Annotated in this window: 25 protein-coding genes and 1 tRNA gene; 16 read left to right on the top strand and 10 right to left on the bottom strand. The window is 59.9% G+C overall.

Annotated elements, in window-relative coordinates:
- Nucleotides 1-54 precede the first annotated feature (54 nt).
- Nucleotides 55-456: a VOC family protein gene (locus NCT05_RS19600; protein ID WP_033536174.1), complete on the top strand. Its 402-nt coding sequence runs from the start codon at nt 55-57 to the stop codon at nt 454-456.
- A gap of 70 nt (nt 457-526) precedes the next feature.
- On the opposite strand, the gene NCT05_RS19595 is transcribed toward NCT05_RS19600, so the two are convergent.
- From NCT05_RS19595 to NCT05_RS19580, 4 genes are all read right to left on the bottom strand, one after another.
- Nucleotides 527-1,024, bottom strand: a complete 498-nt coding sequence (locus tag NCT05_RS19595; protein WP_008353314.1) for an H-NS family nucleoid-associated regulatory protein — start codon at nt 1,022-1,024, stop codon at nt 527-529.
- Nucleotides 1,025-1,280: 256 nt separating this feature from the next.
- Entirely contained in the window at nt 1,281-1,619 is a 339-nt protein-coding gene (gene uraH / locus NCT05_RS19590; RefSeq protein WP_008353315.1) for a hydroxyisourate hydrolase, read from the bottom strand.
- Between the two features lie 39 nt (nt 1,620-1,658).
- Nucleotides 1,659-2,177 carry a hydroxyisourate hydrolase gene (locus NCT05_RS19585; RefSeq protein ID WP_175979356.1) on the bottom strand — a complete coding sequence of 173 codons (519 nt, stop codon included), beginning with the start codon at nt 2,175-2,177 and terminating at the stop codon, nt 1,659-1,661.
- Nucleotide 2,178: 1 nt separating this feature from the next.
- Nucleotides 2,179-3,519, bottom strand: coding sequence for an MFS transporter (locus NCT05_RS19580; protein ID WP_250502988.1), 1,341 nt, complete (start codon nt 3,517-3,519; stop codon nt 2,179-2,181).
- A 288-nt stretch (nt 3,520-3,807) separates the two neighbouring features.
- On the opposite strand from NCT05_RS19580, the gene NCT05_RS19575 reads away from it, so the two are divergent.
- Together NCT05_RS19575 and uraD are read left to right on the top strand one after the other, a co-directional pair.
- The gene (locus tag NCT05_RS19575; RefSeq protein WP_008353318.1) at nt 3,808-4,755 is read left to right on the top strand and encodes a LysR family transcriptional regulator; all 948 of its coding nucleotides are present in this window, start codon (nt 3,808-3,810) and stop codon (nt 4,753-4,755) included.
- Between the two features lie 110 nt (nt 4,756-4,865).
- A complete protein-coding gene (gene uraD, locus NCT05_RS19570) occupies nt 4,866-5,390 on the top strand; it encodes a 2-oxo-4-hydroxy-4-carboxy-5-ureidoimidazoline decarboxylase (RefSeq protein ID WP_008353319.1) in 525 nt (174 codons plus the stop codon).
- Nucleotides 5,391-5,433: 43 nt separating this feature from the next.
- On the opposite strand, the gene hpaC is transcribed toward uraD, so the two are convergent.
- The gene (gene hpaC / locus NCT05_RS19565) at nt 5,434-5,970 is read right to left on the bottom strand and encodes a 4-hydroxyphenylacetate 3-monooxygenase, reductase component (protein ID WP_008353320.1); all 537 of its coding nucleotides are present in this window, start codon (nt 5,968-5,970) and stop codon (nt 5,434-5,436) included.
- Between the two features lie 289 nt (nt 5,971-6,259).
- Here hpaC and NCT05_RS19560 point away from each other — a divergent pair, with 289 nt between their 5' ends.
- Nucleotides 6,260-6,892 carry a response regulator transcription factor gene (locus NCT05_RS19560; protein WP_175979354.1) on the top strand — a complete coding sequence of 211 codons (633 nt, stop codon included), beginning with the start codon at nt 6,260-6,262 and terminating at the stop codon, nt 6,890-6,892.
- 10 nt (nt 6,893-6,902) lie between these two features.
- Here the strand turns inward: NCT05_RS19560 and NCT05_RS19555 are convergent, their stop codons facing one another.
- The 3 genes from NCT05_RS19555 to NCT05_RS19545 form a co-directional block, all read right to left on the bottom strand.
- Nucleotides 6,903-7,646, bottom strand: coding sequence for an SDR family NAD(P)-dependent oxidoreductase (locus tag NCT05_RS19555; protein ID WP_250502987.1), 744 nt, complete (start codon nt 7,644-7,646; stop codon nt 6,903-6,905).
- Between the two features lie 67 nt (nt 7,647-7,713).
- Nucleotides 7,714-8,070: a hypothetical protein gene (locus NCT05_RS19550; protein WP_250502986.1), complete on the bottom strand. Its 357-nt coding sequence runs from the start codon at nt 8,068-8,070 to the stop codon at nt 7,714-7,716.
- A gap of 43 nt (nt 8,071-8,113) precedes the next feature.
- On the bottom strand, nt 8,114-9,289 hold the full coding sequence (locus NCT05_RS19545; RefSeq protein WP_250502985.1) for an acyl-CoA dehydrogenase family protein: 1,176 nt from the start codon (nt 9,287-9,289) through the stop codon (nt 8,114-8,116).
- Nucleotides 9,290-9,513: 224 nt separating this feature from the next.
- Here NCT05_RS19545 and NCT05_RS19540 point away from each other — a divergent pair, with 224 nt between their 5' ends.
- Nucleotides 9,514-10,983, top strand: coding sequence for a sensor histidine kinase (locus NCT05_RS19540; RefSeq protein WP_250502984.1), 1,470 nt, complete (start codon nt 9,514-9,516; stop codon nt 10,981-10,983).
- A 32-nt stretch (nt 10,984-11,015) separates the two neighbouring features.
- Here NCT05_RS19540 and NCT05_RS19535 read toward each other — a convergent pair whose 3' ends face one another.
- A complete protein-coding gene (locus NCT05_RS19535; RefSeq protein WP_250456780.1) occupies nt 11,016-12,425 on the bottom strand; it encodes a spinster family MFS transporter in 1,410 nt (469 codons plus the stop codon).
- Nucleotides 12,426-12,846: 421 nt separating this feature from the next.
- Between NCT05_RS19535 and NCT05_RS19530 the strand changes: the two genes are divergently transcribed.
- The 11 genes from NCT05_RS19530 (at nt 12,847) to NCT05_RS19480 (ending at nt 21,784) form a co-directional block, all read left to right on the top strand.
- Entirely contained in the window at nt 12,847-13,788 is a 942-nt protein-coding gene (locus NCT05_RS19530; RefSeq protein ID WP_250502983.1) for a helix-turn-helix domain-containing protein, read from the top strand.
- 241 nt (nt 13,789-14,029) lie between these two features.
- Nucleotides 14,030-15,160, top strand: a complete 1,131-nt coding sequence (locus tag NCT05_RS19525; RefSeq protein WP_250502982.1) for an amine dehydrogenase large subunit — start codon at nt 14,030-14,032, stop codon at nt 15,158-15,160.
- 9 nt (nt 15,161-15,169) lie between these two features.
- Nucleotides 15,170-15,727 carry a MauE/DoxX family redox-associated membrane protein gene (locus NCT05_RS19520; RefSeq protein ID WP_008353336.1) on the top strand — a complete coding sequence of 186 codons (558 nt, stop codon included), beginning with the start codon at nt 15,170-15,172 and terminating at the stop codon, nt 15,725-15,727.
- A complete protein-coding gene (gene mauD / locus NCT05_RS19515) occupies nt 15,724-16,377 on the top strand; it encodes a methylamine dehydrogenase accessory protein MauD (RefSeq protein WP_250435832.1) in 654 nt (217 codons plus the stop codon). The genes NCT05_RS19520 and mauD overlap by 4 nt, the downstream gene beginning before the upstream one ends.
- 39 nt (nt 16,378-16,416) lie before the next feature.
- Nucleotides 16,417-16,938: a methylamine dehydrogenase light chain gene (locus NCT05_RS19510; RefSeq protein ID WP_175979345.1), complete on the top strand. Its 522-nt coding sequence runs from the start codon at nt 16,417-16,419 to the stop codon at nt 16,936-16,938.
- A complete protein-coding gene (locus NCT05_RS19505) occupies nt 16,935-17,420 on the top strand; it encodes a c-type cytochrome (protein WP_175979344.1) in 486 nt (161 codons plus the stop codon). Before NCT05_RS19510 ends, NCT05_RS19505 begins: the two co-directional genes overlap by 4 nt.
- Nucleotides 17,417-17,875 carry a c-type cytochrome gene (locus NCT05_RS19500; RefSeq protein ID WP_008353340.1) on the top strand — a complete coding sequence of 153 codons (459 nt, stop codon included), beginning with the start codon at nt 17,417-17,419 and terminating at the stop codon, nt 17,873-17,875. Before NCT05_RS19505 ends, NCT05_RS19500 begins: the two co-directional genes overlap by 4 nt.
- Nucleotides 17,876-17,886: 11 nt before the next feature.
- Entirely contained in the window at nt 17,887-19,392 is a 1,506-nt protein-coding gene (locus tag NCT05_RS19495; RefSeq protein ID WP_250502981.1) for an aldehyde dehydrogenase family protein, read from the top strand.
- A gap of 10 nt (nt 19,393-19,402) precedes the next feature.
- Nucleotides 19,403-20,617: a porin gene (locus NCT05_RS19490; protein WP_250502980.1), complete on the top strand. Its 1,215-nt coding sequence runs from the start codon at nt 19,403-19,405 to the stop codon at nt 20,615-20,617.
- Between the two features lie 107 nt (nt 20,618-20,724).
- Nucleotides 20,725-21,465, top strand: a complete 741-nt coding sequence (locus NCT05_RS19485) for a DUF429 domain-containing protein (protein ID WP_250502979.1) — start codon at nt 20,725-20,727, stop codon at nt 21,463-21,465.
- A gap of 100 nt (nt 21,466-21,565) precedes the next feature.
- Nucleotides 21,566-21,784: a hypothetical protein gene (locus NCT05_RS19480; protein ID WP_033536141.1), complete on the top strand. Its 219-nt coding sequence runs from the start codon at nt 21,566-21,568 to the stop codon at nt 21,782-21,784.
- Nucleotides 21,785-21,844: 60 nt separating this feature from the next.
- Here the strand turns inward: NCT05_RS19480 and NCT05_RS19475 are convergent.
- A tRNA-Val gene (locus NCT05_RS19475) sits at nt 21,845-21,921 on the bottom strand.
- Nucleotides 21,922-22,140 lie beyond the last annotated feature (219 nt).

Below are 22,140 nucleotides of genomic sequence, written 5' to 3'. Positions count from 1 at the left end.
GTCGAATGTTCGGGGGCCTTTCTCCTGAACGCTCGAATGCACGCGGAGGAAGCGATGCTGACATCTGGAATCGATCACGTAGGTCTCACTGTGCGCAATCTCGACGCAACGCGTGACTTTTTCGTTCAATGTCTCGGCTGGCAGATCGTCGGCGAGCGGTCCGAGTATCCCGCCGTATTCGTATCGGACGGAAAGCTGCTGGTTACGTTATGGCAGGTGAAGGATGAATCGGCGCCTATAGCATTCGATCGGCGAAAGAATATCGGGCTTCATCATCTCGCATTGCGCGCAACGGATGAAGCCGCACTCGCGACGATTCTCGAGCGCGTGTCGACATGGCCGGGAGTGGCAGTGGAATTCGCGCCGGAACTGCTAGGAGCCGGTCCAAAGCGCCACATGATGATTTACGAACCGGGCGGCATCAGGATCGAATTCGATTTCGATCCGCGTGTATAGATTGAAACTCCGGACCGCAAAGAAAACGGCGGAGTCGTGCACGAACTCCGCCGTTTGTGTGAATACAGTGTCAGGCAATCAGAAACGGCGTCCGATCTTTAACCGATGCGAGCCATGCGGGTGCGCGGCCACGACCGCTCCACGTTGCGCCGCTTTCCGGATCGCGATAGAGCGCGGGTTGAGGACCGCGCGGTTGTCCCTTTGCTTTGCGCTTGACAGCAGCGCGCGTTTTTCCTTTAGCCTTGGTTCCCTGCGCGCTTGCTCCAACCGCAAACTTGCTACGGTCCTTTGCATTGGCGATCCAGCCCGGCGCGCGTCCGCGGCCGCTCCAGGTCGCACCGGTCTTTGGATCCCGATAGGCGACTGCGCCGGGCTTCTTCGCGGAAGCCGAACTGCCCGCCTTCTTGCGTGAACCGGAATAGCTTTCGATGTCCGAGATGGTCAATCCATGGCTCGACATCAGGTGATGAATCTTTTGCAGCGCATTCTCGGATTGTTTTGCAACGAGCGCATCCGCTTTCGCTTGAAGTGCTTCGATACGCGCCTGAATACTTTCTAGCGTTGACATGAGTTACCTCTAATAGATCGTCGATCGCACTATGCCATGCACATCCGCAATGCGCTAGAGGAGATTCGTGTAAATGCGTAGCAGTGGAAAGTCTAGAATATCGCTCCAGGACGGTAAGTGGTGAGACGCACATTGCAAATCCAGATTTCACTCCGGTTCGAATAAGAAATGGAAAGTTGTTTTAGACATTTTCTTATCCGTTCGTGCGCGTCTCCAAGTTGCGAAACATCAATCGTCAATTGCAGTAAGCGCTGATTCAACTTCCGCGATAGGTGCCGAAACTCCAAGGCGAACAAAGCAGCGGGACGTGATAGTGCTGCGTCGCATCGGCGAGCGTGAAGCGAACCGGCACGACGTCCGCGAAGACATCGGGCGTCTTGAAGTAATCGGCGACCCAGAAGCGCAACTCGAAATTCCCCGCTCGCGCTTGCGCCGCCGGCAGGATCGGCGAGTCGGTGCGTCCGTCGCGATTGGTGCGCGTGCGCGCGAGCAGCGTGGGCGGCTCGCTGCCGATATCGAACAATTCGATCTGCATCCCGGCGGCGGGTTTGCCGAGTGCGACGTCGAGTACGTGGGTGGTAATGCCTGCGGCCATGATGTTTTCTCCTGATCTCGCGTTCGAGTACTTTCCGGCTCAACTGCCGCGGTAGTAGTTGTAGCTCCACGGTCCGAACAGCACCGGCAAATGAATGCGCTGATTGACGTCCGTGATGCGAAAGCGCAGCGGGATCTTCGAGAGAAACATCGGCTGCGGAAGATCCGCCTTGCGTGCGGCGAAGTATTCGTCCACATGCAGCAACAACTCATAAGTCCCCGCGCGATAGGTATCGCCGATCAGGAGGGGAGGCTCGCTGCGTCCGCTTGCAGCCAGCGTGATCGTCTGAAGGAACTTCGAACGCCCGTCGTCGATCGCAAACAGCTCCACGCGCATACCCGAAGCGGGCGTGCCATGCCATGTGTCCAGGCCGTGCATCGTGAGGCGTGGGCTCAGGCCATCCTGTTGCACCGGGCCGGTCGTCTGATTCGGCGCGGGTGCATCGGCGGACAGCGCCGTCTTCGCGATCAGCATGCTGCCGCCAAGTGCCACGGATTGCAGAGCAAAGCGACGGCGACTCACGTCGAATGCAGGGGATGATGTGTTCTTGTCGCGCATGTCAGGCCCCTTGTTTGTTGCCGAGCTTGCGGATGCCGACGATCACGAGCACCGCGGCCAGCACTTCGATTACGGCCACGAGGTACAGGCCGGTCGTCACCTTGCCCGTCGCGTTCTTGATGAGTCCCATCACATAGGGCGCGCCGAAGCCTGCGAGATTGGAGACGGAATTGATGAGCGCCACGCCGATTGCGGCCGCACTGCCAGCGAGATAGCGGTTGGGCAGTTGCCAGAAAACGGGAATCGCGCTCATGGTGCCGATGAGCGATGCGGTCATCGCGAGCAGCGCGATCACCGGCGAGATCTTGTCGAAACCCATCAGCATCGCGAGCGCGGCCATCGATATGCCTCCGACGATTGCCGCACCGCTGAAGTGCCAGCGCACTTCATTGCTGCGATCCGAGTGCGCGCCGTTGATGATCATGCCCACAGCACCGCACAAATAGGCGACCGCCGCGATCCAGCCGACCGCCATCGGCGTGCTGATGCCAACGTCCTTGATGACGGTGGGAATCCAGAAAGTGAGCGTCGAGTTCGCACACAGCAGGCAGAAGAAGATCGCGATCAGCAGCCACACCTTGCGGTTCTTGAAGAGCGAGCGCCAGTCGTGACCGCGTTCGCCCATCGCTGCGTTGTCGCGTTGCAGGGCATCGAGCACGACGCGCTTTTCATCATCGGAAAGCCAGCGCGCCTGCTCGGGCTTGTCGGTCATGTAGAAGTACGCGAACACACCGGCCAGCACCGACGGAATACCTTCGATGATGAAGAGCCACTGCCATCCGTGCATGCCGTGCACGCCGCCCATCGACGTCATGATCCAGCCGGCGAGGGGACCGCCGAGCACGCCCGCGATCGCAGAAGCCGACATGAACGTGCCGAAGGCGCGCGCACGCCGCTGCGACGGATACCAGTAAGTGAGGTAAAGAATGACGCCCGGATAAAACCCTGCTTCGAATGCGCCGAGCAGGAAGCGCAGGACATAAAACTGCGTGGGCGTGGTGACATGCGTTTGCAACATGCAGATGACGCCCCAGCATATCGTGATACGCATGATGGTCTTTTTCGCGCCGATCTTCTGCAGCAGCATGTTCGACGGCACTTCGAAGAGAAAGTAGCCGATGAAGAAGATGCCCGCGCCGAGACCGTATACGGCTTCGCTGAAATGCAGCGAGTCGAGCATCTGCAGCTTCGCGAAGCCGATGTTGACGCGATCCAGCCAAGCGAGCACCCACAGCACGCCGAGGAACGGCAGCAGGCGCCATGAAACCTTGCGATAGACGCTTGCTTCGGCGCTTTCGACCGCGCTCGCGAAAACCGGCATCTCCTGTTTGATGAGCGACATGGTTTCTCCTTTCCAGTCGGTTTGCGTCGCGCGGACACGGCCGTGCGCTCGGTTGGAAGCAAGTATAGAAACGGCCAAAAAATCGGGAACGGGGGACGAGCCAATAGGCCCCATAGCAACATGTATATGGGTTCGAAAGCCTTGTGCGATAGGGCTTTGCACGGTTTTTCGCCGCACTTTTCACGCCTTATGGATTACCCTAGCGCGCCTCGCATGAAGCGGTTCCCGCAGTGCCGGCTGGCAAAATAGCGGCGCAGCCACGCGAACAATAGAGACACCGAAATCATCATGAATCGCACCGACGATCCATTCGATACCTATCTGCTGCGCGTGCTGTGCACGCTGATCGGGGAACGCAGCGTGTCACGCACGGCCATTCGTATGAACCAGTCGCAGCCGGCCATCAGCTCGGCGCTCAAGCGTCTGCGCGCCATCTTCAACGATCCGCTGCTTACGCGCGAAAAGAACGCGATGGTGCCGACCGAACGCGCGATTCAGCTCGCGCAGAGCGCACAGGCCGCATTGAGTGCGCTCGATAACCTGCTCGTATCCGACGATCATTTCGATCCCGCGACAACCGAGCAAAGCTTTACCGTCGGAATGCCCGATTACCTGGCGCCCCCGTTTTTTGCGCATGTCGTGCGCGAATTCAGGCACGCTGCACCACGCGCGCGCCTCATTGCGGTGCCGCTTTCGGCTTCATTCAATTACGAACAGGGGCTTTCCGAAGGCTCGCCCGATATCGTGATCGGCAACTGGCCCAATCCGCCAGAGCATCTTCATTTGTCGGTATTGCTGGAGGACGATGTCGTGTGCGTGGTCGCGCGCGATAGCGTCTATGCGCAATCAGGCAAGTTCGATGCCCAGGACTATCTGAGTGCATCGCATATCGTGCCCACGCCATATTCGCGCGACCAGCGCGGCGTCGTCGATACGGGACTCAGCACCATGCGCGTGCATCGCGATAACCGCGTGAGCTGCCCGTACTTCAATCTCGCGCCGAGCCTGATTCCGGGCACCGATCTTATTCTCACGACCGGCAGGCATTTCGCGAATTATCACGCGCAGCATCTTCCGCTCGTTGTGCTCGACGCCCCGATCGAATTTCCATTCATGCGCTTTTATCAGTTGTGGCATCCGTCGCGGCATCGCTCGGCATCGCACGTCTGGCTGCGCGGCATGCTGACGGCGGCCGCTCAGGAATTGCGCGCGCTGCGCGACATGCATCGCGCGTAGCGCTATCGTGTTCTGTTATGCGGTCAATAGGATCGGCTGTCTCGCCGCCCGCTCGCGCGGTTCCTATACTCGGCACGAATTGCCATCGACACGCCATAGGAGACGCGAGCATGTCACAGTCGATCAACCTGGAGCCGGTCAATTCGCTGGACCGCGCGGCATTCATTGGTGCATTCGCAAGCGTGTTCGAGCATTTTCCGCAAGCGGCGGAGGGCGCGTGGAGCGTGCGGCCGTTCGCATCCGCCAATGCCTTGCATGACGCGATGATGGATGTCATCCGCAATCTGGACGACAAAAGCCAGCGCGCATTTCTGAACCTGCATCCGTTGTTATCGGGCGCAAACATTCGCTCGGGAACGATGACGGCCGATTCCGATGCCGAACAAAAGAGCGCCGGGCTCGATGCCATGTCGATGGAACAGGAAGCGTCGCTCGATCGTCTCAACAGAGCTTATCTCGAGCGGCATGGCTTTCCGTTCATCATCTGCGTGCGGCACTACACGCGCGAAGGCATCTTCAGCGCGCTCGAACGTCGCATTGGACGCAGCACGCAGCAGGAACTCGATGAGGCGCTCGCGCAAATCGCAGCGATCACGCGTGCGCGGCTGAATACGCGTCTTTCGGCGTTGAATTGATCAGTGTGCGCGAGCCTGAAAACGAATCAGGCTCGCGCGCACACTACCGCGCATCACATGCACGCGGCACGCGATGAAAGTTTCGATCGAAATAAATCAGGCTATCGCCGTCGTCGCGCACGCGGATCGCGGTGGTTTGCACGAACATCACGGAGTGCGATCCTACTTCCTTCGCCTCGACGATCGTCCCTTGCAGGCTGGCGAGCGCATCGCGCAACACCGGCACGCCGTTCGCGCCTTCGTCCCACACCGGTAACGAAAAGCGCTCGTCCATCGACAATTGCGTGAGACCGGCGAAGTGTCGCGCGATCTGTTCGAGGTGACCCGGCAACACGTTCACGCACACATTGCGATTGTTCACGAATGCGGCATGCATGGCGCTCGACCTGTTGATGCAGACGAGCAGCGTAGGCGGCGCATCCGTGACCGAGCACACCGCGCTCGCGGTAATGCCGCAACGGCCATGCGTGCCTGTCGTCGTGATGACATTCACTGCTGCGCCCAGATGAGCCATGGCCTGGCGGAACAGCTTGCGCACCTGATCGATATCGGAAAGGTCGGGACGGGGCAGCGCGGACATGGGAGCGTCTCCTGTTCGTTTCATGTTCAGGTTGTGTATAGCAAATGGTCAATCAAGCGTACGCGCTGAACCGCACAAATAAAATCGGCACGTCCCGCCCGCTCGCCCGGCGTAGTTACCGAACGCACTAAAGCTTTTACCTATCTCGCGTCATCGAGGTAAAGAAAGGACTTTCGCGGCGAATTTCGGCTGGTTATCATTGGCGCATCAAAAAACCGACCCTGCGATGAGACAGCCGAATCCTCCGGCGCGCTTGGTCCCTGATGCGCGCATCGAAAGAGCAATCGCAATGAATTCTTCCGCTCCCATGGTCTATATCGTCGATGACGACAACGGCATGCGTACCTCGCTTGCATGGCTGCTCGATTCAGTCGGCGTGAAGTCGGAAGGGTTCGCCAATGCCGCCGATTTTCTGCGCGCATTCGATGTGAGTCGTCCCGCTTGTCTCGTGCTCGATGTACGGATGCCGGAGGCGAGCGGATTCGACGTGCAAGCCGAACTCAACCGCCGCGGTGCGACTTTGCCGATCATCTTCGTGAGCGGTCACGGCGACATTCCGATGTCCGTTCGCGCGCTTCAGCATGGCGCGATCGATTTCGTCGAGAAGCCCTATAACTCCCAGCAAATGCTCGATCGCGTGCAGCGCGCGATGAAGCTCGCGATGCAGCGTCACGCGAAAGACCAGCGGCAACGCGAGTTGCGCGAGCGCGTCGACTCGCTGACCGGGCGCGAGAAGGAGGTCTTGCGCGGCGTGATCGAGGGCAAAGCGAGCAAGCGCATCGCCGCCGATCTGCAGATCAGCGTCAAGACCGTCGACGTGCATCGCGCGAGCATCAAGGACAAGCTCGGAGCTGCGTCCATCGCGACGCTCGTGCGCGATGTGCTCGAAGTATGGAGCCCATCCGGCGACGAGCGCGCATGATCCGAACTCGCTAACGCATGTAAAGGCCGCCGTTCACGTCCCAGCATGCACCGTTGGCGAAATACGCATCCGGTGATGCGAGCAGCACGGCCACGTCGGCGATGTAATCGGCCGAGCCGAGACGTCCCACGGGAATGCCGGCGATAACCTTGTCGAGTTTGTCGGCAGGCACGCTCTCATGCACGATCGGAAGGTCGAGCGGACCAGGCGAGATCGCGTTGACGGTCACGCCGCGCGCGGCCAGATCGCGCGCAAAAACCTTGGTCAATGTAATCGCACCGCCTTTGGCGGCCGCGTAATGCGCGCCGGTCGCCGAACCGCCGTTCTGTCCCGCCAGCGATGCGATATTGACGATGCGACCCGCGCCGCGATCCGCGAAATAGAGGCCGAATACCTGACAGCCGAAGAGCACGCTGCGCAGATTGATATCGATGACCTGATCGAACTGCTCTGCGGTAATCTCCATCACGGGCACGACTTTCGATGCACCCGCGTTGTTGACGAGCGCATCGATTCGGCCCCAGCGTTCATGCACGGCATCGCGTGCGTGTTCGAAGTCCGTCTTCGACGTCACATCCAGCCTGATGGCGAATGCGCTGCTCTGGTCCGCACTCAGCTCGCATGCGAGCGATTGCGTTGCTTCGATTGCGATATCGGCCAGCGCAACCCTATAGCCTGCGGCATGAAAGCGGCGCGCGACCACGGCGCCGAGGCCGCGCGCGGCACCCGTGATGAGCGCGATTCTGTTGGACATGTTCGAGTTCCCTTTCTAATGAGCGAGAGCGGCCGCAATGTATGCGGCGACGGTGCAGAGCGTTGCGTTACGGCACCGACAATGCACGTCCGACACGCGCCTCGATCTTTCCATAACGCCACAGGCTGTATTCGCCGACGGGCGTCGTGCGATAGAGATTGCATACCGCGGCGGCCGTATCGAAGTCTGCTACGTCGGCCATGATGTAGAAGGTCCACGGCGCGCCATCGGATTGGCCGACGACGAGACGATCGTCGTCCATCACGCCCAGCACGCGCACGTTCTCCATCGCTTCGACAGCAGCGAGCATCTTGCCGTAGGCTTGCCATACTTCGCCGATCTTCTCGCGCGGCAAATCAAAAAAGTTCTGCGTTACGCCGCAGCAAAAGAGCACGCGCAAAGGCAGGTTTCGGTTATCGGTCATGAAGCGTTACTCCTGATGTTATGCGTTATGCGATGAATGGGGATCAAAGATAGCCGGGAATGGGCGGCACACCGACGAACACGGCACCCGCGCCGTCGTAGTTCCCCTCGCCGAGAAATGCGTGTTGCGTGACGACCATCGCGTCGCGCATCAGGCGTTGCAATGGATGCGTGCGATAGATCGCCATCGTGCCGCCTAGTCGATAGGCGCGATTCACGACATCGGCGCCCTCACGCGCAATCTGCGTTGCGCAGAGGCGTAGCAGGCTCACTTGTTCCGGCATAACTTCATTGCCCGCGAGAATCGATTGCCATACGCTGTCGGTCGATTCGTAGAAGAAGGCCCGTGCGCTGCGCAGTTGTGCTTCCGCTTTTGCAAGCTCGATCCGGTAGTAGGCGCGGTCGGCGAGTTGCGGCGCGCCTGTCGTTGTCTTGCGGCCTCCGGCCATATGATTCGCGACATCGAGCGCTGCGCGCGCCAGACCGAGATTCACGACGGCGAGCACTTGCGCCGCATAAGCGATGGTCGGATAGCGATAGAGCGGTTCATCGACCGTTGATGGGCCACCTCGAACGAACGTCCAGTCTTCAGCAACGAATTGATCCGTCACGCGCAAATCGTGACTCCCGGTGCCCTGCATGCCGACGACGTTCCAGTTCTCGACGATCTCGACTTGCGCGGGGCGAAACACGGCCGTACGCGGCTTGCCTGGTGCTTCACCCGGCTTGCTGGTGCCGATGCCGACGCCGAGCCAGTCCGCGCCCTTGCAGCCGCTCGCGAACTTCCATGTGCCGCTCACGCGATAGCCGCCCGATGCTGGCTGTGCGTTCTGAACGGGGAAGAGGCCGCCCGCAAACACCTGGTCGGGACCGTCGGCGTAGATTGCAGCTTGCGTCGCAAGCGGCAACGCGGCGAGATAGAGATTCGCTGATCCAAAACTCGCGACCCATGCGGCGGAGCCGTCAGCGACAGCGATGCGCTCGATCATCTGCAGAAATTCTCCCGGTGCGCGCGCGTCACCGCCGAATCGTTTTGGCGTGGCCGCACGATAGATACCTGCGCGCTTGAGCTTGTCGATGACATCGCGCGGTACGTGCGACACGCGGTCGAATTCATCGCGACGCCGGGCGATTTCGGCGATCACATCGTCGAGCGCTATCGCGTCGGGTTGACTGGACAGATCGTCGCGAAGGGCGACTGCAACCGCGGATGCTGACATGGGGACATCTCCTTTTCGTTCGTATGGCGCATGAGATTGAGTTGAAGTGCTTTCGAGCCACACGCAGTAATGCCAGTCTAGGAATGCAAAAAGGCGGAAACAATTGGGAAGGCGAGCGTGCGATTCGGTGAGGCCTCCCGTCCGGCTAAAGAAATCTTTAGGGACGTGCGGGACGCGCCGATGCTATGGTTAGCGTTGCAACCATGTATCCCATGCGCCACGACATGAACTTCCCCACCGAAGACGATTTCCACCGCCTGCTCGATGCGCTGACGCAATGCGTGCTGCTACACGAGGCCGAAACGAAGGCCATCGTGTGGGCCAATCGCGCAGCATGCATCGCGCTGGGTTTTTCGGTGGAAGAATTGCTTCCGCTCAAGGCGCACGATATGACGCGCGACGACATCAGGTATCGTCGCGAAATTGCCGTGAATGCGATGGATCGCTCCATCACGGAAGGTCCGCAAAGTTATGAGTGGTGTTATCGCTCGCGCGCGGGCGTCGACATGCTGTCCGAGGCAATCGCGACATACGTACCGCTCACGGGACGCGAAGTTGTGATGGTGCAGTTTCGCGACATCAGCGCTGAAGATGCAATGCGGCAGAAATTGCGCCGCTATGAAACACGCTTGCGCGAATACATGCAGGATCTGGGTGAGGGCGTTGCAGTGCTGACGCCGCGCGGCAAGGTGAGTTTCATCAGCGAATCGGGACGACGCGTGCTTGGTGTCGCGAACGATGCGCCGCTCGGCGTCGCGCTCGACTATTGCACGAGAGCCGATCGCGACCGGCTCGTCACCCAGTTGCGCAGTGCGACGCGCCAACATTCGACGCCCGCGCAACGCTATGCGATCACGCGTCGTGACGGCGCGAAACGATGGCTGCGCATAACATGCAGGCGCATCGATATCGAAGACGGCACACTGGTTCATTTCCGCGACATCAGCGATGAAGTGGCGATCGAGGAAGCCCGGCGAAGCGAAGCGCGGATGCTCGAATACGCGGGACGTTATAACGCTATGGGCGAAATGGCGACCGCGATCGCACACGAGTTGAGCCAGCCGCTCGCTGCCGTGCGCAACTTCATCGAAGGCGCGATTCAGCGGCTCGCGCAGCCAGATTCCATCGACAGCGCGATCTGGGGCCTGCGTGCAGCGGACCGGCAAGCAGAGCACGCGGCGCATATCATCAAGAGCGTGCGCGAGTTCATCGTGAAGCGGGAGCCTGCCGAAGCTCAGACCGATCTTCGCGACGTGCTCGCGGATGTCGCTTACTTCATCCAGTTGCGCGCGCGAGACGAAGGCGTGACGGTCAGGATCGAGCCATCGCACGAGCCGTTGCCGATACGTTGCGAGCGCGTGCTTATCGGTCAGGTGATCCTCAATCTGGCATTCAACGCAGTCGAAGCAATGAGCGGCATGAAACCGTCTGCCGGCACCGTCACGCTTGCCGCGATGACGAACGGAAAGACAGCCGAACTGCATGTGATCGACGACGGACCAGGCGTGCCCGATGATGCGCTCGAACGCCTGTTCGACGGCTTCTCGTCGTCGAAGGCGGGCGGCAACGGCATCGGCCTGTCGCTGTGCAAGAACATCGTGTCGCGTCACGAAGGACGGATCTGGGCGCAACGCGCGGCGGGCGGCGGACTGGAATGCTGCTTCGCGTTGCCCTTGTTGCACCATACGGATTGACACGACGTTGCGCGTTGAGTGAGCAACATGGATCACAAGCGCTCGGCATATCGAGGTGTCGGCGTCGCGCCGGAGGGCATGCTCTCATGCAGGCCCGGGCTATCGATCGTCACGCGCGCTTCACGCGTTTCGCGTTCGAGACTCGATCGGTATTGGCTGCATCCGACGAAAAGCAGCACGGCAGCAAGCCCGATCGCCACGGCATTGATGATGGCCATCGAGTGACCAACCGCGAGCGGCGATCCGAATACCTTGTCGGTGATAAGCGCGACGAGCGTCGTGCCGAGACCCAGTCCGATGAGATTCGATACCAGCAGGAACATCGCGGATATCTGTGCGCGCATCTGGTTCGGCGCAAGTGCCTGCATGGCGGCGGCGGAAGTCGGCAACGGGAACGACGCGAAGAACATCGCCACGACGAGCCATGCGAGCGATGCGGCGAGGCTCGTCGTCTGAGTGAACGCGATCGCAGGAGCGAGCATGCATGCCGCGCCGATCCACGCTGCGCGCATCGGCGCATCGGTGTGTCCGCGACGCAGCAGCCAGTCGCTGAGCCAGCCGCCGCAGAAGACGCCCGTCGTATTGGCGACGAGCATCACGATGCCGAGCATATAACCCGTTTCGACCGGCGAGAGAGCGAAACGGCGCATATAGAACGCAGGTGTCCAGCTCATCAGACAGTACAGGCCCATCGCATAGAACGAGAAGCCGACGTAGTGGCAGAAAAAGGTCTTGCGATGATTGGCGATGAAACGCAGCGCATCGCCCATCGCGACTCGCTTGACCTTGCCCGACCCGTCCTGCGCAAGTCCTTTGCGCGCGGGATCGCGTACCGTCAGCATGAAGACGAAGGCGACGAGAAGACCCGGCAATCCGACGATGAAGAACGTCAATTGCCATGCGCGTAGTTCGCCGACCAGCGGCAAGGCGAACACGCTCGCGTGCTTGAGCAATGCAATCACATAACCGCCGACAAGAAATGCAATGCCGCCGCCGATGAACGAGCCGAGCGAATAGATGCCGATTGCACGGCCCATCTTTTCCTTGGGAAAAAAATCCGCGAGCATCGAATAGGTTCCCGGCGATAGGGCGGCTTCACCCACGCCGACACTCATGCGCGAGACGAACATGTGAACGAAGCTCTGACTCAGGCCGCATGCCGCGGTCGCGACGCTCCACAGCGCAATGCCCGCAGCGATGATGCGCGGACGTGCGAAACGGTCCGCGAGGTACGCGATCGGCATGCCCATCACCGCGTAGAAAAGCGAGAACGCGAAGCCGTGCAAGAGACTGAACTGCGTATCGCTGAGATGCAGATCGCGCTTGATCGGCTCGATCATAAGCGCGAGCACCTGCCGGTCGATGAACGAAAACACATAAGCCAGCATGCAGATCACGACGACATACCACTCGTATGTATAGCGCTTGCTTTTGGGCTTCATGGTGGTTGGGAAGTGAGGTTCGGGTGTGAGGCAGTGTCGATGCGGAGGATATCGGCGTCAAATTCGCCGAAAAGGGATGCGATCATCAGTGAGGCAAATTTGAATCGACATCGGCGGCATTTATCGATAGATGCGCTTTTGACTGATTTGCCGTGTCGCGAGGTCAAAACGCAGACTTCTGATCTGCGAACCTTCTTGGGCGCACTATCAGGGTGCAATCCTTGCGAACTAGTAGTTAAAGTAATTACTCAACTTCGCGATAGCGCGTGATCGCCTACGCATGAGCGCATGCGTTTTTCAATCGTGCATTCCTAGGATTGCGCAACAGGCACTAGAGGAGAAGAATCGAAAAGCTTGACGCCAAAAAATTGAAAACCTATAAGCAGTCGCGTCGAGGCGACGCAAGCAGCAGGAGGAGGGCATGTACGCCAACTACGAAACCTTCGAGGACGCCGACCACCACGCGCATGCGCTGGCGGGGTGGGAGCAGCGCTATGACCAGGTGGGCGAGGGCGCATTCCGCAGCACGGTGAAGCAGGTTTCATTAGCGGGCGTTCAGGTCTTTCAGGAATCTGCGAACGTGCGTATCGTTCAGCGCGGGCAATTGCCGGCCGGATTCGTCACGTTCGGACTCGTGCTCGGCGGTGGCGCGCCGTTCTCGTTTCAGGGCGTGCGGGTCGACGAAAACGCGCTCGTCGTCGCGCCCGGCGACAAGGAATTTCTTCTGCATTCGCCGCCCGATATGTCGATGCTTGGCGTCGCCATCGATGCGCAATTGCTTGCTTCAGCGGCGGACGCGGCGGGCGTCGATGTGCAGGACGAAATCCTCAGCCGTCATGTGCTGAGCATTCCCGGCGCGGCCGGCGCGCGTGCGGGTAAGCGCATCATCGCGGCGGTCGAGACCGTGCTGGCGGACCGGAATCCGATTTTGTCCGATGATGGCGCGCATTGCTTCACACATACGGTCACCGAAAGCATCCTCGACCTCCTGACGTTTCATGTACCGACGCGCGAGGACCGGCTCACTTATGCGTGCCGCGCCGACGTCGTGCGGCGCGCACACGATCTCGTGCTTGCGCGTCCGGAGCAGCCGATATCGGTGCTGGATTTATGCGAAAAACTGCGCGTGAGCCGCCGCACCATTCAAAACAGCTTTCAATCCGTCACGCAGATGAACCCTGTAAGTTATCTGCGAGCCGTGCGCCTTGCTCAGGTGAGACGGCTTCTTACGACGACATCGCAAAGCGAAGTACCGGTTCGCGAGGCTGCAATGCGCTGGGGATTTTCCAACCTCGGCCACTTCGCGAGCGATTACAAAAGCCTGTTCGGCGAACTTCCCTCTCAAACGCCGCGCGCCCGCTGAACAGCGCTTCACGCATTCCTGGTTGCCGATAACAGGCCGCATTGTCGCGGCTTGATATCGGCATTCGTGCTTCGAAAATCTGCGCGAAAAGCCTCATCTCTGTCGGCTCCCTTTCGAATGCTCCATTTCGGCACGCACGCGCTGCCGGTTCCGAAGTGCTTCTTTTTATTGTCGTCTTTAGAGTCGTTTCGACGATAAACAAGGAGACGCACAGATGGAGATGAGACGGCTAGCCACCGCCATGGGGGCCTTACTGTATGGACTGCTTGCGTGTCAGCCGCACGCGGGCGCGGCCGAAAAGCCGGAAGGACTGACGGTTGCGAAGGTCCCGCCCTATAGCCCGCATCGCGTGTTCGTGACGGATGTGTCGTTTGCGAGCATGACCGATGCGCGCGTTCATGTCTTCGACGGCGACACGAAGCGCTTCCTCGGCGAGATCGATGCAGGCTTCGCTCCGGGCTTCACGATCTCCCCCGACCACAAGACGAGCTATGTCGCGACGACGTATTTCGCGCGCGGCAGCCATGGCGCACGCACCGATGTAGTCGAGATCATCGATAACACGACGCTCGAGGTGACCGATGAAATCGTGATCCCGGCCAAGCACGGTCAGACCGTGCCGACGCCTTACAGCACGATCCTCTCGGAAGACGGTAGCCGACTTTACGTGTCGAACATTACGCCGTCGACATCGGTCACGGTCATCGATACGGCCGCGAAGAAGGTTCTCGGAGAGATCGACACCGATGCTTGCGTGCTCGCGTATCCGAGCGGCAATGACCGCTTCTCGGCACTGTGCGAGAGCGGCAAGGCGCTCACCATCAAGCTCGATGCAAGCGGCAAGGAAGCGAGCCGCAAGCTCTCCGACGCGTTCATCGACGTCGATAAAGACCCGGCCTTCATCAACGCGGTGCGCGACGGCAACCAGTATCTCTTCACCACGTTCAACGGCAACGTGCGTACCGCCGATTTCTCCGGCGATGCACCGGTGTTCGGAACGTCGTGGTCCTTGCTGAGCGATCAGGAACGCAAGGCAGGCTGGCGTCCGGGAGGCTTGCAGCAGACCGCGCTGAATGTGGGCACACATCGTCTTTACGTGGCCATGCACAAGGGCGCGGACGGTTCGCATAAAGAGCCGGGCACGGAGATCTGGGTCTACGACACGCAGAGCAAGAAGCGCGTAGCACGCTGGGATCTCGCGAAGCAGAAGATCGATCCGCTGCTCGCGATTCAGGTCAGCACCGATGACAAGCCGCTCTTCTACGGCCTCACGCCGACATCCGATCTCGTCGTGATGGACGCGACGACCGGCAAGCGCCAGCACGTCGAAAAGCAACTCGGCACGACGTCGACGTTGCTGCTCAACCCTTGAGGTGACGCGATGATCGATCCCGTCATTCTCATGGTGTGCATCGCAAGCGCGACGATCATCGCACTTGCGGGCACGGCGCCGAAGTGGCGCGAACCATCACGCTTTCGCGCTTCGCTCGAAGCGTTCGCCTTGCTGCCGTCGTTCGCAGTGACGCCGTTGTCGTTCGCGTTGCCTGCACTCGAAGCGGCTGGCGCGATCGGCGTCTTGTTCGCCGATACCCGCATGGTCAGCGCCATCGTGCTGGCCGCGCTTTTCGTGCTCTTCGGCGCGGCGCTCGCGATCAACGTGCTGCGCGGTCATACCGACATCGATTGTGGCTGCTCGGGCTTCGTCGCAGCAAGCTCATCGACGCGCACGCCTAAGTCGATCGGATGGTGGCACGTCGCGCGTGCTCTGATGCTCGCCGCGCTCGCGGCCGCCGCACTCATTCCCGCTACGAGCCGCGCGCTGATGTGGTTCGACTATCTGAGCGCAGGCGCCTGCACGCTTTTCGCCGTCGCCGCGTGGTTCACGCTCGACGTGCTGCTGGTCAATCTTCCCAAGCTCGATTCTCTGAGGAATTCATGATGCAAACCGCCCTGATGATTTCGGCCGCACTGTCGTGGGCCGCTTTGCTCGCGCTCGGCGCGATCTGTCTCGCACTTGTTCGCCAAGTCGGCATTCTCTATGAACGCATGATGCCCGCGGGCGCGCTCATGATCGACAAGGGACCGGCCGTCGGCGCGATCGCACCGGTGTTCGAACTCGGCGATATCGCCGGCCGCGCAGTGAAGGTCGGCGGCCTGTCGAACTCGAAGCGCAACACGCTCGTCTTCTTCCTTTCGCCGACGTGCCCCGTGTGCAAGAAGCTGCTGCCTTTGCTTCCGTCGATCCAGGCGCGCGAAGGTTCGGTCGACATCGTGCTCGCCAGCGATGGCGAATTCGAAGAGCACGCCGCGTTCTATCGCAAGTCCGGTCTTTCGCAATATCCGTATGTGCTGTCGCAGGAACTCGGCCTTTCTTATCAGATCGGCAAGCTGCCCTATGCCGTGCTGCTCGATGACGAAGGCAAGGTCCGCGCGAAAGGTCTCGTGAACACGCGTGAACATCTGGAAAGCCTGTTCGAAGCGAAGGAACGCGGTGTCGCGTCGCTGCAGGAATTCGTGCACGGCAAGCACGATGACCACGCGCATCACGGCCATCACGACCACGAAGCGCAAGTCGGGCAGCACGCCTGAAGACGCCGATAACTTTTCCATTCCTACAGGTGAGCGTCCATGAAATGGCTGGATTCATTCTTCGAACATAAGGCGCGCGGCGTCGCGCAACGCAGTTCGCGGCGCAGCGCGATGGCGAAGCTCGGGAAAGTGCTGGTCGGATCGGCAATGGTGCCGCTGTTGCCGGTCGATCGCACCGCCTATGCAACGGAGCCGAAGAAGCCGGGTTCATCGGCGAGCGATGATCCGACGAGTTGCGACTACTGGAAGTATTGCGCGATCGACGGCTGGCTTTGCAGCTGCTGTGGCGGCACGTCGAGCAGTTGCCCGCCGGGCACGACGCCTTCGCCGATCACGTGGATCGGTACGTGCCGCAATCCGCACGACGGCTCGGATTACATCGTGTCGTACAACGACTGCTGCGGCAAGACGAGCTGCGGACGCTGCTTCTGCAATCGCAATGAACGCGAAAAGCCGCTTTACAAGCTATCGCTCAATAACGATATCAACTGGTGCATGGCGAACGGCAATTCGAATTACCACTGCTCGGTATCGGTCCTGTTGGGAGCGACAACGCAATGAAGACTGCAAGTGTTTTGATGGCGGCGTTGGTCGCCGGCGCAATGAGCTTTGCTTCGGGCGCTTTCGCACAGACAGTGCATTACCCGGGCGGCAAATCGACCTTCGATGGCAAATGCGCGGTCTGTCATCAGGCAGGCGGAAAAGGCATGGACGGACTTGCGCCGCCGCTCGTCGAATATCCCGGCAAATATGCGGGCTCTGCCGATGGCCGCGCGCAGTTAGGGCACACCGTGCTCTATGGCATGTTCGGCCCGATCAAGGTCAAGGAGAAAAGCTATAACTTCAAGATGCCGAGCTTCGCATCGCTCTCCGATGAAGAGATCGCGGATGTATTGAACTACGTCGTGTTCGATCTGAACGCGCAGCATGGTTCAGCGAAGCCTTTCGACGTCGCCGAAGTCAAGGCATGGCGCGCGGGCCCGCTCGATCAGACCGCCGTGCACCAGCGTCGCGAAGCAGTCGTGAAGGGCCTGGGGCTATGAAGCCGCGCGCGATGCTCGTCGCTGCGACGCTGGCCGCGCTGTCGACGACGGCGGCATCGCAGACGCAGGCGTACGACGCGGCGCGCGCGCGACAGGACTGGGTGCTCAATTGCATGGGATGCCACACCGCCGACGGCTCGGGCATTCCCGGCAAGGTGCCCGCATTGCGCAACTCGCTCGGTCATTTCGTCTCGCTTCCCGACGGCCGTCAGTTTGTGATGCGAGTACCGGGCGCTGCCAATTCCGCATTGAACGACGCAGAGCTCGCGAACGTCTTGAACTGGTTGCTCGCGACGATGAACGAGCAATCGAGGCCCGCATCGTTCAAGCCTTATACGGCGGAAGAAATTGCGGCGCATCGCAGACCCGCGCTCACCGATGTCGCGCGTATCCGCATGAAGCTCGTCAAGGAATTGCAGGAGAACGGCGTGAACGCCGTCCCGGAACATTACTAGGAGACAACCCGATGAATAACAGCCAGCATCCCGCGATGCTCGATTCCACGCGCGCATTCCTCGCATCGGCGAAAAAAATGCTCATCGATGGCGCATGGGTCGATAGCGCGAGCGGCGCGACACTCGATGTGATCGATCCCGCCGATGGAGAACTGCTCGCACGCGTGCCGAGCGCCGACGAAATCGATGTCGATCGCGCCGTGCAAGCCGCACGCCGCGCGTTCGACGACTCCGCATGGTCGCGCATGAAACCGACCGATCGCGAGCGTCTCTTGCTGCGCGTTGCCGATCTTATCGAAGCGAACGCGCGCGAGCTCGCGGAAATCGAATCGCTCGACAATGGCAAACCGGTCACGGTCGCCCACGGGCTCGATGTGTCGATGGCCGCGCAATGCTTCCGCTATATGGCCGGCTGGGCGACCAAGATCGAAGGCAGCACGCTGGAAGCATCGATTCCATATAGCCCGTCGAACGATTTCTTCGGCTATACGCGCAAGGAAGCGGTCGGCGTCGTCGGCGCAATCATTCCGTGGAATTTTCCGCTGCTGATGGCATCGTGGAAACTCGCGCCCGCGCTCGCGACTGGCTGCACCGTCGTGCTGAAGCCTGCGGAAGACACGCCGCTTTCCGCATTGCGGCTCGCGATGCTGATCGAAGAGGCGGGCATCGAGAAGGGTGTCGTGAATGTCGTCACCGGCCTCGGCCGCACGGCGGGCGCGGCGCTCGCGCGTCATCCGGGCATCGACAAGATCGCGTTCACGGGTTCCACGCCGACGGGTAAAGCTATCGGTCACGCGGCGCTCGATAACATGACGCGCATGTCGCTCGAACTCGGCGGCAAATCGCCGGTTATCGTGCTGCCGGATGTCGATATCGATAAAGCGGCAGAAGGCGTCGCCAATGCGATCTTCTTCAACTCGGGACAAGTCTGCACTGCGGGCTCGCGCGTCTATGTGCACGAGAAAGTATTCGATCGCGTGATGGAGCGTGTCGCGGCGATCGCGCAATCCTTGCCGATGGGACCGGGCCTCGATGAATCGACGCAGATCGGCCCGCTGGTTTCCGCACGGCAAATGGATCGTGTGCTGAGCTATATCGAAGCGGGCCGCGATGAAGGCGCGCGTGCTATCGCGGGCGGTGCGCGCAAGGACGGCGCCGGTTTCTTCGTGAAGCCGACAGTGCTCGTCGATACCGATCATTCGATGAGGGTCGTGCGCGAAGAGATCTTCGGACCGGTGCTCGTCGCGATGCCGTTCATCGATATCGACAGCGTGGTCGCCAAGGCAAACGACACGCCTTATGGACTCGGCGCGAGCATCTGGTCGAACGATCTCTCGGAAATTCACAAGCTCGTGCCGCGCATCAAGGCGGGCACGGTATGGGTCAATTGCCACTCGCTGCTGGATAACGCGATGCCGTTCGGCGGATTCAAGCAGTCGGGTTTCGGGCGCGAGCTCGGACGCGCGGTGATCGACATGTACACAGAGACCAAGTCGGTGCTGATCAACTACGCGTGAGGACGCTTGCATGACAACTAAAACGATCGCGCGGCAACTTGTCTCGACAGCGGCGCTCGCCGTGTGCGCGAGCGCATCGGCGCAAAGCAATGTGACGCTGTATGGAACGGTGGATGCAGGGCTGACTTATACGACGAATCAGCAATTCACCAATGCGGACGGGAGCGTCGGTTCGGGGCATAACTTCGCGTTCTCCGGCGGCAATCTCGTGCCTTCACGCTTCGGCTTGCTCGGTGTGGAAGATCTCGGCGGCGGCTTGCAAGCGAAATTCAACGTGGAGAACAGTTTCTATACGGGAACGGGAAGCCTGGTGCAGGGCGGGGCGCTATTCAACCGTCAGGCTTGGGTGGGCCTCGCGCACGAACAGTTCGGCACGTTGTCCCTCGGACGTCAATACGACTCGTATAGCGATTTCCTCGGGCCTTACGTATCGAGCAATTCGTGGGCGACGCTTTATGGTTCGCATATCGGCGACGTCGATAACCTTAACGAAGCGTTCAACTTCAACAACGCGATCAAATACACGAGCCCGGACTGGAATGGCTTTTCGGTGGGCGGCACTTATAGCCTCGGCGGCATTGCAGGCGACTTCGGGCAACGGCGCGGATATTCGTTCGCCGCGGCTTATACGCGTTTGCCCATCTCGATCAGCGCAGGTTATCTGAACCTGCACAATCCGCTCGATGCGGCTTTGGGCGGAGCAAACGGCTACATCGGCGATTTCGCGTGTTCGAATCCGTCGGCACTCTATTGTCAATTGCAGAACGCGGAAGCGTTGAAGGCGTATGGCGCGGGCGCATCTTATGCAATCGGGCCGGCGACTATCGCGCTGACTTATACGCATAGTCGTCTCGAGCATAGCCAGTACTTCGCCGATAGCGCTAATCCGCAGGGCCGCGACATCGCGTTCGATATCGGCGAAGTGAATCTGACTTATGCTGCGACGCCGTTCCTGCAACTCGGGCTTGCCTACATCTATAACAATGCGAAGCCGGACGGGGGTTCATCGACGCGTTTTCATCAAGTGAACGTCGGCGCGAACTATGCGCTGTCCAAGCGTACTGCGCTGTATGGCGTCGCGATCATGCAGAAGGCGGTCGGCGCGGGACTAGGCATCGATCCGGCGACGGGTGGACCGGCGAATTACGCGCAGATTCCCAATCTGCCGAATTCGAACAGCGATCGCCAGTTGTCCGTGACGCTCGGCATACGGCATAACTTTTAAGTATTTCCAGGGGCGTGCTTTGACCCGGCCGGAACGATTTCCCGCCGGGCTTTTTTCCCGCGTTCAAGAGATACGCATGATTTCATGAACGTTGATACGATCGCAGCATGAACATTAAGCGCGATGTACATGCCGATCTGTACGGAGTCGATGGCTGCAAGGCGGGCTGGTTCGTCGCGAAGCAATGCGGTCGCACCGGAACGATCGCGACGAAAGTTATCGGCCGCTTCGAAGATCTGCTCGAATGGAAGCGCGCGAATGCTATCGTTGCTGTGGATATGCCGATCGGTCTTTCATCGAATGGCGTTCGGACGTGTGACACGCTCGCTCGAAAAATACTCGGACGTCCGCGCGCAAGCTCTGTCTTTACGCCGCCGATTCGCGCGGCTTTAGTCTCGTCGAGCTATGAAGAAGCGTGTGCGGTCAATCAGGCCGTCACTGGAAAACGAATCTCCATTCAGGCATTTCACATTCGCAACAAGATTGCAGAAGTCGATGACATGCTGCGCACGCTCGCCGATGAAGATGTGCGCGTCTTCGAAGTGCATCCCGAGTTGAGCTTCATGCATCTGCGAATGGAGCAGGGCGGTCCGGCGCACGGCCTGCGCGAAAGCAAGGCGATTGCATCGGGATTCGCATTGCGTCGCGCGTTGCTCGTGCGATGCTTCGGCGGCTCGATCGATACGGCGCTCGCGGCGCGCAAGCCCGCGCAAGCGTCGCTGGACGACGTGCTTGACGCATTCGCGGCGTTATGGACCGCGCGCCGAATCGTTTCGGGAACGACATTCCGTCTGCCCGACGACATCGAGTTCGATTCGGAAAGTCTTCCCATGGCCCTTCATTGCTGATGTTGGCGGACGGTTTCGTCAAAAGAATTCGAATACGACGGCGAGCACGGCGGTATAAAATTGAGACGTACTCGTATCGCGCTCGAATGCGCCCGCTGCCATGGAAACTCCGTCGGGCAAAGAAGCCTCCCGCAAGCGGATGACGCCACGCACGCTCAACGTGCTGACGGCGCTCATCGGACTTGCCACGCTCGCATTGGGCGTCGCCTGGTTGATCTATACGTGGATCGTCCATCTCGAAGTGCCGTACTTCGCGATTCCGCTCGTGCTGACGGTGCCGGTGATCGTCGCGGTGGCGTTCCGCAACTGCTGGGACTGACGCGCCTGAAATGAAAACGCACCGTGGCGATACGATCGCGACGGTGCGTCTGAATGTCGTTGGTAGGCTCGATTGGACTCGAACCAACGACCCCCACCATGTCAAGGTGGTGCTCTAACCAGCTGAGCTACGAGCCTACGGAAGCCGCGAATTATAGGGGAAAGTTTCGCGTTGTGGGGATTCTCAGGCGCAAATTTTTGATCGAGGATTTTTCGGACGTGAAGACCGCTCGACCGCAACTTCGTCAGTTTACATAACACAAATTATCGGAGTTTTATTTGTAGGAGCAACATGAGAATGTCGTGTTCTAGCAAGATACAAATGTCGTGTTTTTGCGACCACTGGCAAGCTGGCGA

The organism is Caballeronia sp. AZ7_KS35 (genome assembly GCF_023631045.1).
Lineage (GTDB): Bacteria > Pseudomonadota > Gammaproteobacteria > Burkholderiales > Burkholderiaceae > Caballeronia > Caballeronia zhejiangensis.
This window is presented reverse-complemented; position numbering and strand designations above follow the sequence as displayed.